This window comes from Microbacterium sp. PMB16, from assembly GCF_051294855.1.
GTDB lineage: Bacteria > Actinomycetota > Actinomycetes > Actinomycetales > Microbacteriaceae > Microbacterium.
Map to the genome: position 1 here is coordinate 757,690 of NZ_CP145908.1, position 14,709 is coordinate 772,398.

Annotated in this window: 14 protein-coding genes and 1 pseudogene; 11 read left to right on the plus strand and 4 right to left on the minus strand. The window is 69.1% G+C overall.

Annotated features, from left to right (window positions below):
* Window position 1: 1 nt before the first annotated feature.
* Window positions 2-964: an amidohydrolase family protein gene (locus V5D55_RS03655; protein WP_435747769.1), complete on the minus strand. Its 963-nt coding sequence runs from the start codon at window positions 962-964 to the stop codon at window positions 2-4.
* Between the two features lie 46 nt (window positions 965-1,010).
* On the opposite strand from V5D55_RS03655, the gene V5D55_RS03660 reads away from it, so the two are divergent.
* From V5D55_RS03660 to V5D55_RS03690, 7 genes are all read left to right on the plus strand, one after another.
* Window positions 1,011-1,688 (plus strand): FadR/GntR family transcriptional regulator, encoded by a 678-nt coding sequence (locus V5D55_RS03660; protein ID WP_435747770.1) that lies wholly within the window; start codon window positions 1,011-1,013, stop codon window positions 1,686-1,688.
* 127 nt (window positions 1,689-1,815) lie between these two features.
* Window positions 1,816-2,778, plus strand: a complete 963-nt coding sequence (locus tag V5D55_RS03665) for a ribokinase (RefSeq protein WP_435747772.1) — start codon at window positions 1,816-1,818, stop codon at window positions 2,776-2,778.
* Between the two features lie 9 nt (window positions 2,779-2,787).
* Window positions 2,788-3,192, plus strand: a complete 405-nt coding sequence (rbsD, locus tag V5D55_RS03670) for a D-ribose pyranase (protein WP_435747774.1) — start codon at window positions 2,788-2,790, stop codon at window positions 3,190-3,192.
* Between the two features lies 1 nt (window position 3,193).
* The gene (locus V5D55_RS03675; RefSeq protein ID WP_435747776.1) at window positions 3,194-4,021 is read left to right on the plus strand and encodes a GntR family transcriptional regulator; all 828 of its coding nucleotides are present in this window, start codon (window positions 3,194-3,196) and stop codon (window positions 4,019-4,021) included.
* An 87-nt stretch (window positions 4,022-4,108) separates the two neighbouring features.
* The gene (locus V5D55_RS03680) at window positions 4,109-4,885 is read left to right on the plus strand and encodes a hypothetical protein (RefSeq protein ID WP_435747778.1); all 777 of its coding nucleotides are present in this window, start codon (window positions 4,109-4,111) and stop codon (window positions 4,883-4,885) included.
* Window positions 4,886-4,925: 40 nt separating this feature from the next.
* Window positions 4,926-5,984 carry a PLP-dependent cysteine synthase family protein gene (locus tag V5D55_RS03685; protein WP_435747780.1) on the plus strand — a complete coding sequence of 353 codons (1,059 nt, stop codon included), beginning with the start codon at window positions 4,926-4,928 and terminating at the stop codon, window positions 5,982-5,984.
* Between the two features lie 117 nt (window positions 5,985-6,101).
* A complete protein-coding gene (locus tag V5D55_RS03690; protein WP_435747782.1) occupies window positions 6,102-6,617 on the plus strand; it encodes a glycine cleavage system protein R in 516 nt (171 codons plus the stop codon).
* A 103-nt stretch (window positions 6,618-6,720) separates the two neighbouring features.
* On the opposite strand, the gene V5D55_RS03695 is transcribed toward V5D55_RS03690, so the two are convergent.
* A complete protein-coding gene (locus V5D55_RS03695; RefSeq protein WP_435747784.1) occupies window positions 6,721-7,413 on the minus strand; it encodes a FadR/GntR family transcriptional regulator in 693 nt (230 codons plus the stop codon).
* Window positions 7,414-7,575: 162 nt separating this feature from the next.
* On the opposite strand from V5D55_RS03695, the gene V5D55_RS03700 reads away from it, so the two are divergent.
* From V5D55_RS03700 to V5D55_RS03715, 4 genes are read left to right on the plus strand one after another with little or no spacing between them, the layout of a single operon-like run.
* The gene (locus V5D55_RS03700) at window positions 7,576-8,811 is read left to right on the plus strand and encodes an aminotransferase class V-fold PLP-dependent enzyme (protein ID WP_435747786.1); all 1,236 of its coding nucleotides are present in this window, start codon (window positions 7,576-7,578) and stop codon (window positions 8,809-8,811) included.
* 49 nt (window positions 8,812-8,860) lie between these two features.
* Window positions 8,861-10,171 carry an ABC transporter substrate-binding protein gene (locus V5D55_RS03705; protein ID WP_435747788.1) on the plus strand — a complete coding sequence of 437 codons (1,311 nt, stop codon included), beginning with the start codon at window positions 8,861-8,863 and terminating at the stop codon, window positions 10,169-10,171.
* Window positions 10,172-10,174: 3 nt separating this feature from the next.
* On the plus strand, window positions 10,175-11,137 hold the full coding sequence (locus V5D55_RS03710; RefSeq protein WP_435747790.1) for a carbohydrate ABC transporter permease: 963 nt from the start codon (window positions 10,175-10,177) through the stop codon (window positions 11,135-11,137).
* Window positions 11,134-12,048: a carbohydrate ABC transporter permease gene (locus tag V5D55_RS03715; RefSeq protein ID WP_435747792.1), complete on the plus strand. Its 915-nt coding sequence runs from the start codon at window positions 11,134-11,136 to the stop codon at window positions 12,046-12,048. The genes V5D55_RS03710 and V5D55_RS03715 overlap by 4 nt, the downstream gene beginning before the upstream one ends.
* Before the next feature lie 66 nt (window positions 12,049-12,114).
* Here V5D55_RS03715 and V5D55_RS03720 read toward each other — a convergent pair.
* A pseudogene (locus V5D55_RS03720) lies at window positions 12,115-13,129 on the minus strand (aldo/keto reductase family protein).
* Between the two features lie 77 nt (window positions 13,130-13,206).
* Window positions 13,207-14,619, minus strand: coding sequence for a PLP-dependent aminotransferase family protein (locus V5D55_RS03725; RefSeq protein ID WP_435747794.1), 1,413 nt, complete (start codon window positions 14,617-14,619; stop codon window positions 13,207-13,209).
* Window positions 14,620-14,709 lie beyond the last annotated feature (90 nt).

The following is a 14,709-nucleotide window of genomic DNA, read 5'->3' on the forward strand; positions in this document are numbered from 1 at the left end:
GTTACTCGCCGCGGAGCCAGCCCCGGATGCCGCGGCGCGGGGGTTCGTCCGGGCTGCCGGCCGCTTCACCGACGCGGTAGAACCGCTCGGCATTCGACCACAGGATCGCGTCGACGTCGTGTCCGCGATCCTCGGCCCAGGCCGTGACCGTCTGGAACCATCTGCCTCGGGCGGTCGGCCGGTAGACATCGGATCCGTCCGCCGCATCGTCGCCCTCTGCGAGGCCGGGGCCGATCGCGGAGACCGGCCAGTCCGTGCCCCACATCAGCCGTTCGTCGCCGAACGCGTCGGCCGCGACGTCGAGGAAGGGCTCGAGCTGCGCGCGGCTCCAGTCACCCCCGGCTTCGGCCGGCAGCCCTGACAGCTTGCAGAACGTGTTCGGATGCCGTGCCAGCTCGTCGAGATCGCGCACCCATTCCGCGGAGGGGGTGCGCGGTTCGGCGGCGGTACCGACCTCCGGCTTGCCGAGGTGGTCGAGCACGATCCGCAGCTCGGGGATCGCTCCGGCGAGCCGCGCGATCTCTGGGATCTGGGCCGCACGGATGCACGCATCGAAGCTCCACCCGCGGTTCGCCACCTCTCTCGCGCCGGTCACGAATGCGGTCGACATGGCCAATCCGTCGTCGTCGCCCTGCAGGATGTGCCGCACGCCGATCACCAGGGGGTGCGAGGCGAGCTCCTCGAGGTGGGTGACCGTGTCGACCCCGCGATCGAGGCGCATCCCGGCCACGATCGCGACCACTCCGGCAGCATCCGCGATGCCCTCGACCCAGCGCACCTCGTCGAGGAAACGGTCCTCCACCGTCTCGGCCTGCACGAAGACCGCCTTCGTCTCGGTTGCGCCCGGCAACCCGGCGTCCGCCAGCTCGGCCTCGGCGAATCGCCGCGCGAGCGGTCCCTCGAGCCAGGTGTACTCGAGAAGGTCCGGATCCCAGAGGTGCAGGTGTGAATCGAGAACGCGCATGCGCCCATCCTGCCTCAGACATCGGACCAATGGCTAGGATGACGCCATGGCAGTCACAGACGAGGCGATCGAGAAGATCAAGGCGATGATCGTGTCGGGCGAGCTCTCCCCCGGCGATCGCCTCCCCCCGGAGAAGGAGCTGTCCGAGCGGCTCGGCCTCTCCCGCAACTCGATGCGCGAGGCCGTGAAGGCGCTCGAGGTCATCCGCGTGCTCGACGTGCGGCGCGGCGACGGCACCTATGTGACGAGCCTCGAGCCGCACCTGCTGCTGGAGGCGATCTCGTTCGTCGTCGACATGCACGACGACGACTCGATGCTCGAGATCTTCGCCGTGCGGCGGATGCTGGAGTCGCAGGCGACCGGCCTGGCCGCCACTCTCGGCTCCGACGAGGCGATCGCGCAGCTGGTGGACGAGGTCGACGGGATCGACGCATCGGTCACGATCGAGGAGCTCGTCGAGCACGACATCCGCTTCCACCGCGAGATCGTGCGGATGGCGGGCAACGCCTATCTCGCCAGCCTGATCGAGCACCTCAGCAGCCAGACGGTGCGGGCGCGGGTCTGGCGTGGTCTCACCGAGGGCGGCGCCGTGGAGCGCACGCTGTCGGAGCACCGGGCGATCGCCGAGGCCATCGCGCAGCATGACTCGGCGCTGGCGACCTCGCTCACGACCGCGCACATCGCCGGCGTGGAGCGCTGGCTGCGCCAGGCGGCAGCCGCCTAGGTCGCGCCCCGTCCCACCCCGAACCTGTCGTTACAGGTTCGGGTTCGGCTAATGTGATGACAGCCGCGGGCGGTGGTCAAAGACGCCGCCGCGGCCGAGCGTGCTGTCGAAGAAGATCAGGAGCGACATGGCCCCCGCACATCCCGGAGATCGTTCCGGTGTCGTCATCGTCGGCAGCGTCACCGCTGATGTCACCACCTTCTCCGGGCGCCTTCCCGCGCGGGGCGAGACGATCCTCGGCGATGAGTTCACGCTCATGCTCGGGGGCAAGGGCGCCAACCAGGCGGTCGCCGCTGGACGCTCGGGCGCCCGCACCAGCTTCGTCGGATGCGTCGGCGACGACCTGTTCCACGACCTGGTGGTCGACGGGTTGAGCGCGGCGGGTGTCGACCTCGCGCACCTGCGCACGGTCCCCGGGCCGACGGGCATCGCGCACATCCGCGTCGACGCCTCGGCGCAGAACGACATCGTCATGGTGCCGCTCGCGAACGCGGCTCTCAGCACCGAGCAGATCGATGCCGCCCTCGCGGCGCTCGCGCCCACCACCTCGGTCCTGCTCACCCAGCTCGAGACCCCCTCCGACCTCACCGCGCACATCACGGCCCGCGGACGCGAACACGGCATGACCGTCATCCTCGACCCGGCACCCGCCGCCGAACTCCCGGCCGAGATCTGGCGGAGCGTCGACATCGTCACGCCGAACGAGACCGAGGCATCGCTGATCAGCGGCATCGAGGTGACGGACGCCGCCTCCGCGGAACGCGCCGGACGCTGGTTCCTCGACCAGGGCGTGGGCGCTGCGGTGATCACTCTCGCGGGTCAGGGATCATGCGTGGTGACCGCCGAGGGAGCATCCGTCATCCCGCCGTACCCGGTCGAGGCGGTCGACACGACCGCCGCGGGCGATGCCTACGCCGGATACCTCGGAGCGGCGCTCGCGAACGGGCTCTCGCTGGCGGATGCCGTGCGCCTGGCGACCGCGGCCGGGGCACTGACCGTGACCAAGCAGGGCGCGTCGCCGAGCCTGCCGCATCGGGGCGAGGTCGACGCCTTCCTCGCCGAGCGGGAATCCGCGCACGCCGCGAACTGAGGAGAATCCATGCGCAAGTCAGCGACCACGATCAACCCCGCCCTGTCCCGGGTCATCAGCGAGACCGGGCACACCGATCTGCTCGTCGTCACCGATGCCGGGCTCCCCATCCCGCCGGGATCGGAGCGCATCGACCTCGCGTATCGTCCGGGAGCCCCGGCGTTCCTCGACGTGCTCGACACCGTGCTCGCCGAGCTGGTGGTCGAGGGGGCGACGGTCTCGGCCGAGGTCGCCGAGAAGAGTCCCGAGGTCCTCGAGGCGCTGCGCGAACGGTTCGCGGGCATGGGCTTCGAGATCGAGCTCGTGCCGCACGTGGACTTCAAGAAGCTGACGCACGGCGCACGGGCGTTCGTGCGGTCCGGGGAGTTCACGCCGTACGCCAACGTCATCCTGCACGCCGGGGTCGCGTACTGACATGGTCGACACGGGCGCCGACATCACCACAGACGCGATCGACCGGCATTCCGCCGCGCCCATGTACGACCAGCTGCGCCAACTGATCGTCGACGGCATCAGCCGAGACGGCCTGCAGCCCGGTGACCCGCTCCCCGGCGAGCACCGCCTGTGCGAGCGATACGGGATCTCCCGCACGGTCGTCCGTCAGGCGCTGGCCCAGCTGGAGCATGAAGGGCTCGTCGAGCGGGTCAAGGGCAAGGGCACGTTCGTGTCGCGGCCGCGCACGAGCGAGAGCCTGGTGCACACGCTCGTCGGACTGTACGACGACGTCGAGCGTCGCGGGGGTCATGTGCACAGCGACGTGCTGCGCCACGAGCAGACGACCGCCGACGACGAGGTCGCTCTCGCGCTCGAGGTTCCGGTCGGCTCTCCGGTCGTCGCTTTGGAGCGCCGGCGTCACGTCGACGGCGAACCCTGGTCTCTCTCGACGACCTGGATGCCGGAAGCCGTCGGCACCGCCACCCTCGGCGCCGACCTCACCGAGGCGTCGCTGTACCGGTTGCTCGCCGACCACGGCGTGGTCGCCACGCACGGCGTGCGCTCGGCGGAGGCGACAGTCGCGACGCACGAGCAGGCGCAGCTCCTGGGGGTCAGTGCGGGTTCGGCGCTGCTGCGGCTGCGGAGCATCAGCCGCAGCGCCGACGGGAAGCCGATGGAGTACTTCATCGCGTATCACCGTGGCGACCGCTCGCGCTTCGAGTTCCAGCTGCAGCAGGAGCAGTCGCAGGCAACTCTCCTGCACGTCGACGGCGATGGCGGCACTTCTCCCGCGGGGACGGTCGGCTGAGCAGATCTGCCCAGCGCGGACCTCCCCGAACGGCTAGCGTTCGGGGAGGGCAGCCCGCGCGTGCTGCGGAACCAAGGGGGACGACAGATGACGGATGAGCGCAACGGACCGGATCCCGAGCAGGTCATCCCGCCGCCCCCGCCGGACGCCGGCGGCGCGCCCTCCGCGTTTCCTCCGGTCGCACCCCTGGCGCCGCCGTTGAGTGGGGCGCCGGCGCTGCCGCCCTACGCCGCCGGTTACGCTCCCGCGCCGCCCGGGTCGGGGGCACCTCCCGTGTCCGACTTCGGCCGGCATCCCGCGACGGCGCATCCCTCGCCCGCGCCTTCCTCGAACTCCAACGCCATGGGTATCGTGCTCGCCGTCGTCGGCGGCATCGTGGTGCTCGCTGTGGTCGGCGTCGCGATGCTCATCGGGCTTCTCACCCCCGCACCCGACGAGGCCTCCCCGCCGCCCGCGGCGACGTCGACGCCGCGCGCAGAAGATCCCGGGGCGCCGTCTGACGATCCGCCCTCCGACGGCGATCCCTCCGACGGGGACGCGTCGGGCATCGCCGAGCGGCTCGAGGCGAAGATCGACGAGTACAAGCGCCTCCGTGACTCCGGCGCGCTCTGGGACACCATCCCCGACAACGAGTTCAACCGCACCGCGGTCTCGGCGTTCCTGTACCTGATGACCGACATGAAGGTCGCCACGATCTGGGGCATCGACGCCGAGCAGGCGCAGGAGTACGACGAGCGGATGGCGATGCTCGAGGAGCGCCTGCTCGCACAGGAGCCGCTCGGCGACGACATCAAGATCACCCTCGACGACCGGATCTTCACCTACGACGGCGAGACGGGAGAAGGAGGCTACACCGACAAGTGAGCGCCTGCGCGGACAGCGGCTGACGGGATACGCTCGAGCGGTGACCTCCTGGACCAGCACCGCGATCGCCCTGCTGGAAGCCGACGGCAACCGCAGCGCCGATACCCACCTGCATCTGTTCCCGCTGCCGCCCGAGTGGGGCATCGATCTGTACCTCAAGGACGAGTCGGTGCATCCGACCGGGTCGCTCAAGCATCGGTTGGCGCGGTCGCTCATCCTGTACGGGCTGGTCAACGGCCGCATCCACGAAGACACCACGCTGGTCGAATCGTCGAGCGGTTCGACGGCCGTCTCCGAGGCGTACTTCGCCCGGATGCTGGGCCTGCCGTTCGTCACCGTCGTTCCGCGGTCGACGAGCCAGGAGAAGATCGACCTCATCGAGTTCTACGGCGGCCGCTGCCACTTCGTCGACAGCGCCGAGGACATGTCGCCCGAGGCGCAGCGGCTGGCCTCGGACTGCCACGGCCACTACCTCGACCAGTTCACGTTCGCGGAGCGCGCGACCGACTGGCGCGGCAACAACAACATCGCGGAGAGCGTGTTCAGCCAGCTCGCGCAGGAGCGGCATCCGATCCCCCGTTGGATCGTCGTGGGTGCCGGCACCGGCGGTACGAGTGCGACCTTCGGCCGCTACGTGAAGTACCGCCGTCACGAGACGCAGGTCGCGGTCGTCGATCCGGAGGGGTCGGCGTTCTACGACGGCTGGGCGCGCACCCCGGATGCTCCGGCGGGACGACCGAGCCGCATCGAGGGCATCGGCCGTCCGCGCGTGGAGGCGTCGTTCGTGCCGAGCGTGATCGACGAGATGATCCGCGTCCCGGATGCCGGATCCATCGCCGCGATCCGCGTGCTGCGCGAGCGCACCCTGCACTGGGCCGGAGGCTCGACCGGCACCAACCTCTACGGCGCATTCCAGCTCATCGCGCGGATGCGCGCGGCCGGCGAGACCGGCAGCGTCGTCACCCTGATCTGCGACAGCGGCATCCGCTACGCCGGCACGTACTACTCCGACGAGTGGGTCGCCGCGCAGGGCTGGGACCTCGAGCCGCACCGCGCGCGGCTGGAGGCGTTCCTCGCGACGGGCGTCTGGGCCGAGTAGTCCTCGGCGTGCCCGTTCACAACTCAGTCAGTTTTCAGTCCCCGACCCGGCTCAGGCGGGTTTCCGTGCCCATCCCGGCCGTTCTTGCTGAATTGTGAACGGGGCTACGCTGGCCGCATGACTACTCTGATCCTCACCGTCGCCGGCGCCGATCGTCCCGGCCTGGTCGCCGCCGTCGCCGATGTCGTCGACGCGCACGGCGGCAACTGGGAGAACAGCTCCCTCGCCGAGCTCGCCGGCACGTTCGCCGGAGTGATCGAGGTCTCGGTCGCCGATGACCGCGCGGCCGAGCTGCAGACGGCGCTCCGGACTCTGCAGGGTCAGGGTCTGCTGACCCTCGCTGTCGTCACCGGCACCCCTGACGTCGACCTCGACGACGAGCAGCTGCTCACGATCCAGGTGCTCGGCAACGACCGCCACGGCATCGTCCGCGAGATCTCGACCGTGTTGAGCGCGCACGCGCTGAGCATCGAAGAGCTCGCGACCGAGACCCGTGACGCCGCGATGGCCGGAGGCCGGCTGTTCGAGGCATCCGTCACGGCGAAGGTTCCGGCATCCGTCGATCTCGACGCGCTCCGAGCAGATCTCGAGCGGATCGCGACCGAGATCCAGGTCGACATCACCCTCGCCTGACGGCCTGCGTCCCGATCCGCTGACCGTGACCCGATCTGCTCACAGATCGGGCAGAATCCTCCGCAGATCGGGACAACGTGCGCATATCGGGACGTCGACGGTCTCAGTCAGTCGGTTCGACGCCCTCGGTGTACCGCCGCACCCAGTACTCCGTCTGCGCGACGTGCGACGACGCGGCAGCGGATGCCGCCACCGGATCGGCCGCCGCGAGGCCGCGCAGGATCGCGCGGTGTCCGGCATCCGAGTGCAGCTTGAGTTCGGCGGCGTCGTCGGCATCCGGGATCCGGTAGGCCCGCGACCTCGAACGCAGCACGTCGATCAGGCTCGTGAGCGCCTCATTGCCGGCGACCGCGGAGATCGTCATGTGGAACTGGTGGTCGAGCCGCGAGTGGTCCTCGAAGTCGTCGCTCGCCTCGATCTCGTCCAGCACCCGGCTCAGCGTCTCCACCGTCTCGGCATCGATGCGCGCGGCCGCGAGCGCCGCCGCGTGCGGTTCGAGCACCCGCCGCAGCTCGGTGAGCTCCAGCACGCCCGCCATCGGCAGCAGACCGACCGTGAGTGAGAGGCTCCCGATGAGGTCAGCAGCCCGCAACTCGCTGACGTAGCTCCCCGAGCCGTGCCGCGTCTCGAGCACACCGAGCGCGCCGAGTGTGCGGATGGCCTCGCGCAAGGATCCTCGCGAGACCCCGAGCCGCTCGCACAGCTCCCCCTCGCTCGGCAGCCGATCGCCCGGCTGCAGCACGCCGTCGGCGATGAGTGCCCGCAGCCCGTGCAGCGCTTTGTCCAACGCGCTCATGGTCTTCCTCTCTGGCACTCGGATCTCCTGCGAGTCTGTCGGACATGGGTCGGTCGTCCAACTCGTATGACGACTTTGTTAAATTGTGCCTGATTTCTGGAGATCGAGCACGCGCTGTGGCAAAGTTGTGCAACAACTCCCCCGACTCGTTGATGAGGATCCATGCCGGCAACCGACTTCCCCGCACCGCTCCGACTGAAGTCGTTCGATCGCGCGCGAGATGCCTGGCCGCTGGATCCGGACATCATCCACCTCAACCACGGCTCGTTCGGGGCCGTGCCGTCGGCCGTCGTCGCCCACCAGGACACACTGCGGCGGCAGGCGGATCTCAGCCCGGTCGAGTGGTTCCCCCGCATCGCCGAGCGGGTCCGCGCGGCACGCGAGCTCACCGCTCCGTTCGTCGGCGCTCGCCCCGAGGACAGCGTGTTCGTCCCCAACGCCTCCGCCGCGGCGACCGTGGTCTACAACGCCATGCAGCTCGAGCGCGACGACGAGATCCTCGTCACCGACCAGGGCTACGGCGCGATCACGATGGGCGCGCAGCGCCTCGCCCGCCGCTTCGGCGCGACCGTCCGGGCCGTCGAACTGCCCCTGCTGGGCTCCGACGACGACATCGTCGAGCGCTTCGCCGACGCCCTCACGATCCGCACGCGGCTCATCGTGATCGACCAGATCACCTCCCCCACCGCCCGCCTGCTGCCCACCCGGCGGATCGCCGAACTCGCCGCGGCCCGGGGCGTGCGCACCCTCGTCGACGGCGCGCACGCGCCCGGCCTGATCCCGGATGCCGCGGCCGCTGCGGGCGGCGACTGGTGGTTCGGCAACCTGCACAAGTGGCCCTGCGCCCCGCGCGGCTCGGCCCTGCTGGTGACCGAGACGCACGACCGCGACGAGCTCTGGCCGCTCATCGACTCCTGGGCCGCGAACGAGCCCTACCCCGCACGCTTCGACACGCAGGGCACGATCGACGCGACGACCTACCTCGCCACCCCCGCAGCCATCGACTTCATCGAGACCGAGTTCGGCTGGCCGCAGGCGCGCGAGACGATGGCCCGGATGGCGGATGCCGGTGCCGAGATCATCGCCGAGGGGTTCCGGCCGTTCGCCGACGTCGACCCGCTCACCCCGCTCCCCTCGCCGGTTCCGTCGATGCGGCTCGTGCTTCTCCCGCTCGGGCTCGGCGCCACCCGCGAGGAAGCCGACGCGCTGCGCATGGAGCTCCTCGACGAGACCGGCGTCGAGACGGCGTTCACCAGCTTCCGCGGCATCGGCTACTTCCGCCTGTCGGCGCACCTCTACAGCGAAGCATCCGACTACGAGGCATTCGTCGAGCGCTGCATCCCGCAGATCCTGCAGCGAGCCGGCATCCGGCCCGCGGCATCCGTCGTCATCTCCTGACCCGCACCATCCGACCCACCACACCCGCACCACAATCGAGAGGCACATCGTGAAGAACAAGATCTTGACGACAGCAGCAGGCATCGGCACCGTCGCCGTCCTCGCGCTCACCGGCTGCTCCGCCGGCGGCGGGCCGTCCGCCGACGGTACCGTCACCCTGCAGATGGTCGAGAGCCTGACCAACCCGGCGCGCACCGAGCTCATCCTCGGACTCCTCGACGAGTTCGAGAAGGAGAACCCGAAGATCAAGGTCAATCTGATCTCCCCGCCGACCGAGCAGGCCGATGCGAAGATCCAGCAGATGCTGCAGTCCGGCAAGGGCGTCGACGTGCTCGAGGTGCGCGACATCACCGTCGGTCCGTTCGCGAACAACGGCTGGCTGCATGACCTCGGCTCCGACCTCGAGAAGTGGGACGGCTGGGACGCCCTGACCGACAACGCGCAGTCCGCCTCGGTCGCGGAAGACGGCAAGAGCTACTTCGTGCCCTACGGCTTCTACGGGCTGTCGCTGTTCTACCGCACCGACCTGGTCGAGGACGCCGGCTTCGACGGCCCCCCGCACAGCTGGAAGGACCTGCTGGAGCAGGCATCCGCCATCCAGGACCCGTCGAACAACCTGTACGGCTACGCGTTCCGCGGCGGGACGAACGCCAACAGCAACGTCGTCGCGGCGATCGAGGCCTACACGATCGACGACCTCGACGTCGACGATGCGTTCCTGCTGAAGGACGGCTCGACGATCTTCTCCGCCCCCGAGGCGCAGGATGCCGTCGCCGACTACTTCGAGCTCTTCGAGAAGGCCTCCCCGCCCTCTGCCGTCTCGTGGGGGTACCCCGAGATGGTCGCCGGCTTCACGAACGGCACGACCGCGTTCCTGCTGCAGGATCCCGAGGTCATCGCCACCGTGCAGGACTCCTCGCTGACCGAAGACCAGTGGGACACCGCCCCGCTGCTCGTCGGTCCGTCCGGCAAGGCCGCGCAGCCGCTGGCCGTCGCCGGCTGGGGCGTCGCGGAGAAGAGCGAGAACACCGAGGCGGCCGTGAAGCTCGTCGAGTTCCTGTCGTCGGCCGAGCCCGCCACCGAGTTCGCGCAGGCCAACAGCCTCGTGCCGATCATCGCCGACGCGGCGGATGACGAGTTCTACTCCACCGGCCCGTGGACGAGCTACGTCACGATGACCGAAGACCCCGACACCTACGTCAACGTGCGCCAGCCGCGCGGCGTCAGCTGGTGGACCGAGTGGATCCAGAAGTCCGACCAGGACGTGCAGAGCGTGCTCCTCGGCGACATGAGCACGAGCGATCTGCTGAAGTCGTGGGACGAGTTCTGGACCGAGAAGTACGCCACGGAGAAGGGCTGACCCGTGACCACCACGGCCCGTGAAGGAGGTTCCGTCGGTGCTGCGCCCACGCGCAGCGCCGGCGGGGCCTCCCCGGCCTCCCGCCGGCGCCCGTTCCGCGGCCGCCACGCGCTGACACTGCTGGCGTTCCTGGCGCCCGCGATCGTCTTCGTGTGCTGGTTCACCTACTGGCCGATGCTGCAGGGCGCCCGCATGGCTTTCCACGACTGGAACCTGTGGGACCTCACCTCCACCCCGTTCATCGGCTTCGACAACTTCGTCACCGTGTTCCAGGATCCGTCCTTCCCGACGGTGGCAGGGAATTCCGTGCTCTGGGTCGTCGGCTCCCTCGTGCCGCAGCTGGTGATCGGCTTCCTGATCGCCCTCGCCCTGCGCAAGCGGTTCCGCTTCCGCGGCGTCTACCAGGCGCTCGTGTTCTTCCCGTGGGCGGTGTCGGGATTCCTCATCGGGATGCTGTTCCGCTGGATGTTCAACGCCGAGTTCGGGGTGGTGAACGACCTGCTCATGAAGGCGGGCCTCATCGACGCGCCTCTGCCCTGGCTGGCCGATCCGAAGCTCGCGATGTTCGCGGTGATCGTGGCCAACATCTGGTACGGCGTCACGTTCTTCGCGATCATGATCCTCGCGGCGCTCCAGTCCGTGCCGGACGAGATGCTGGAAGCGGCGAGCCTCGACGGCGCCGGCAAGTTCCGGCAGCTGTTCTCGATCATCATCCCGTACATCTCGATGACGCTGCTGCTGACGATCCTGCTGCGCATCATCTGGATCTTCAACTTCCCCGACATCATCTACGCGATGACGAACGGCGGCCCGGCGAACCAGACGCACATCATCACCACGTGGATGATCAACTACACCCAGCAGGGCAACTACGGCATCGCCAGCGCGATCGGCCTGATCGTGGTCGCCTTCCTGTTCGTGTTCTGCGCGTTCTACCTGATGGCGATGCGGAGGGTCCAGCGATGACCATGACAAGCGTGCCCCGGACGAATTCCTCCGAGACCCGGCGGATCACCGTTCCCGCAGGAGCCGTCGCTCCGCGTCCGAAGCCGCGCATCACGATCGGCGGCGTCATCCGTGTCGCAGGGCTCGCGCTCTGGCTCGTGATCACGCTGTTCCCGCTGTACTGGATCGCCCTGACGTCGTTCAAGTCACCGGGCACGATCAACTCCTTCCCGATCGAGTACTGGCCGAGCGAGCCGTCGTTCGAGAACTACATCAGCCTGTTCGAGAAGAGCTCGTTCGGCGTCTTCCTCGGCAACTCGGCGCTCGTGGCGGTGATCGGCGGTGCGGTGGCGACGCTCATCGCGCTGCTGAGCGCCTACGTGCTGGCGCGCTTCGAGTTCCGTGGGAAGGGCGCGATCCTGATCGCGTTCCTGCTCACGCAGATGATCCCGGCGTTCATCGCACTCGGACCGCTGTACTCGATGATGACCGACCTCGGCCTCGTCGACACGAAGCCGGGTCTGATCCTCGTGTACATCGCCGTCTGCATCCCGTTCTCCACGGTGATGCTGCGGGGGTTCTTCGAGAACGTGCCGGATGCATTGGAAGAGGCCGCGATGATCGACGGATGCTCCCGCCTCGGCGCCCTGTTCCGGGTGCTGGTGCCGGTGATGACGCCGGGCATCATCGCCGCGTTCATCTTCAACTTCGTGAACTGCTGGAACGAGCTGTTCCTGTCGGTCGTGCTGATGAACACCGATGCGAACCGCACAGTGCCCTCGGCGCTGAACGGCTTCATCTCGACGTTCAACATCGACTGGGGCTCGATGAGCGCCGCCGCGGTGCTGACGATCCTGCCGACCATGGTGATGTTCGCGCTCGCGAGCCGCTGGATCGTGCAGGGCCTGACCGCCGGTGCCGTGAAGGAGTAGGCCTTCGAATCGCGCAAATGGTCGTGTTCCGTGCGGGAACACGACCATTTGCGCGATTCGAACAGCTCAGGTCAGGCGCGACTTCGGCGAGACCGAGTACGTGTGCTCGGCGTCGCGGTTCACCGCGTCACCCAGAGCCGTGTCGATCGCGGCGAGCGTGTCGGCGTCGAGCTTCACGCCCGAGGCCTTCACGGTCTCGGCGAGCTGCTCGGGGCGCGATGCTCCGACGAGAGCGGCGGCAATGTTCGGGTTCTGCAGCACCCACGCGATCGCGAGCTGCGGCATCGAGAGACCCGCTTCGTCGGCGATCGGCTTGAGGCGCTGCACCGCGGCGAGGATGTCGTCCTGCAGGAAGCTCTTGATGAAGTCGGCGCCGCTGTGCGGGTCGGTCGCGCGCGAGCCTTCGGGCACCGGCTGGCCGGGCAGGTACTTGCCGCTCAGCACGCCCTGCGCCATCGGCGACCAGACGATCTGCGAGATGCCGAGCTCTTCGGATGCCCGGCACGACCTTGCCCTCGATGACACGCCACAGCATCGAGTACTGGGGCTGGTTCGAGATGAGCTGCACACCGAGCTGCTTCGCGAGCGCGTGACCCTCGCGCAGCTGCTCCGCCGTCCACTCCGAGACGCCGATGTAGAGCGCCTTGCCCTGGCGGACGACGTCGGCGAATGCCTGGAACGTCTCCTCGAGCGGGGTCTCGTAGTCGAAGCGGTGCGCCTGGTACAGGTCGACGTAGTCGGTGCCGAGGCGCTTCAGCGAGCCGTTGATCGACTCGAGGATGTGCTTGCGGCTCAGACCGGTGTCGTTGGCACCCTTCGGGCCGGTCGGGAAGTAGACCTTCGTGAAGATCTCGAGCCCCTCGCGGCGCTGACCTTCGAGGGCCTTGCCGAGCACGACCTCGGCCGCGGTGTTGGCGTACGTGTCTGCGGTGTCGAAGGTGGTGATGCCGGCATCCAGGGCTGCGTGGACCGTCTTGACGGCGGCGTCGTCGCCCACCTGCGAGGCGTGGGTGACCCAGTTGCCGTAGGTGATCTCCGAGACCTTGAGACCGCTGTTGCCGAGATAGCGATAGTTGACCATGGAACAACGCTACTGCCGCGGGAGGGCCCGGAGGTGAGAATTCCGTGACCGGTCTCAGTCCGGCGCGTGAATGGGTGTCACGGAGCGACCCCGAGAGCTTCCCGATACTCTCGCCACGCCTCGCCGAGCCGCCGGATCCCCTCCGTCAGCACGTCGACCGGTGCGGTGAACGGGATGCGGATGTGATCGTCGGGCGAGACGGATGCTGCGAACGCGGCGCTTCCGGCGATCGAGACACCGTGCGTGGCTGCGACCCGCGCCAGGGCCGCGGCGGACCCGAGTGGCAGCGCCGCCCAGAGCGACAGCCCGCCACGGGGCGAATCGATCCGCCAGTCCGGCAGATGCTCGGCCATCAGGCGTTCGAGTAGCCGGAGACGCTCCTGGTGGATGCGGCTGTTCGCGCGGCGGAGCTCCACCGCATGCGCGATCAGGTCGAGCGCGAGCAGCTGCCCCGGCACGCTCGTCGACTGGTCGGCGAGCTGCCGCGCTCCGCGCAGTCGCCGTACGAGCACGGGATCGGCCCGCAGCCAGCCGATCCGAAGTCCCGCCCACGCCCACTTGGAGACCGACTCGACGACGATGATCGGGGCATCCGCGCGTTCGGCCGCGAGGGTCGGCGGTACGACGCCGTCGAACGAGATGCCGGCGACGACACGATCCTCGATCACGGGCACGCCGTACTGCGCGGCGAGTTCGGCGACGCGGTATCGGGCGGCGGCCGGCAGACGCGTGCCGGTCGGATTCTGGTGGTGCGGGTTGAGGGCCACGAGCACCGGCCGCAGCCGCGCGAGCGCCTGTTCCAGCGCTTCGACGTCGAGCCCGTCCGGACCCATCGGGATGCCGTGGACCGTGCCGCCCCGCAGGCCGACCGAATCGGTGACGCCGGGCCAGGTGATCTCCTCGGCCAGCACGACGTCGCCGGGGCCGACGAGCGCGTTCACGATGAGGCTGATCGCCTGCTGGGCTCCGTGCGTGACGAGGATCTGCTCCGGCGTGGTCGGCGTCCCTTCCGCCCGATACATCTCCGCGATCAGCTCCCGCAGCGCCGGAAGCCCCGCGGGGTCCGTCTCGGGCAGCAGCGCGAGGTCGAGTCGCGGCTGGTGGTCGCGGATCAGCTGCACCGCCAGCTCGGGAATCTGTGGCACGGTCCGCAGCAGGTCGATCGCGTTCGGAAGAGCGGAGAACAGCGCCTCTCCGCGCCCGGGCCGTTGTGCGGGCGGGACGGATGCCACAGATCCGGCGATCCGCGTGCCGCTCCCCTGCCGCCGTTCCACCAAGCCGCTCTCGGCGAGGTCGGCATAGGCGGCGACGACTGTGCCGCGGGAGACGGACCCGGCAGTGGCGAGAGCCCGCTCCGCCGGCAGGCGGTCACCGGGACGCAGCTCCCCGGTCTCGACGAGCCCCGCGATGCCGCGTGCGAGGCGGCCCGCGAGGGTGCCGTCTCCGTGGGTCCAGCGGCCGAGGCGAGCGGCGAGAGCTTCGGATGACACCTCGCCGGAATGGACCAATGTGGAAGGCGTGGCCGATCCCTGGTCCAGTGGACCGATATTGGCCCTGTCAGCGGTGCTCATATCAGCCGA

Excerpts from the sequence above, each read along its gene's own strand:
- V5D55_RS03655 (WP_435747769.1), bottom strand. The coding sequence starts at position 964 with ATGCGCGTTCTCGATTCACACCTGCACCTCTGGGATCCGGACCTTCTC.
- V5D55_RS03660 (WP_435747770.1), top strand. The coding sequence starts at position 1,011 with ATGGCAGTCACAGACGAGGCGATCGAGAAGATCAAGGCGATGATCGTG.
- V5D55_RS03665 (WP_435747772.1), top strand. The coding sequence starts at position 1,816 with ATGGCCCCCGCACATCCCGGAGATCGTTCCGGTGTCGTCATCGTCGGC.
- rbsD (WP_435747774.1), top strand. The coding sequence starts at position 2,788 with ATGCGCAAGTCAGCGACCACGATCAACCCCGCCCTGTCCCGGGTCATC.
- V5D55_RS03675 (WP_435747776.1), top strand. The coding sequence starts at position 3,194 with ATGGTCGACACGGGCGCCGACATCACCACAGACGCGATCGACCGGCAT.
- V5D55_RS03680 (WP_435747778.1), top strand. The coding sequence starts at position 4,109 with ATGACGGATGAGCGCAACGGACCGGATCCCGAGCAGGTCATCCCGCCG.
- V5D55_RS03690 (WP_435747782.1), top strand. The coding sequence starts at position 6,102 with ATGACTACTCTGATCCTCACCGTCGCCGGCGCCGATCGTCCCGGCCTG.
- V5D55_RS03695 (WP_435747784.1), bottom strand. The coding sequence starts at position 7,413 with ATGAGCGCGTTGGACAAAGCGCTGCACGGGCTGCGGGCACTCATCGCC.
- V5D55_RS03700 (WP_435747786.1), top strand. The coding sequence starts at position 7,576 with ATGCCGGCAACCGACTTCCCCGCACCGCTCCGACTGAAGTCGTTCGAT.
- V5D55_RS03715 (WP_435747792.1), top strand. The coding sequence starts at position 11,134 with ATGACCATGACAAGCGTGCCCCGGACGAATTCCTCCGAGACCCGGCGG.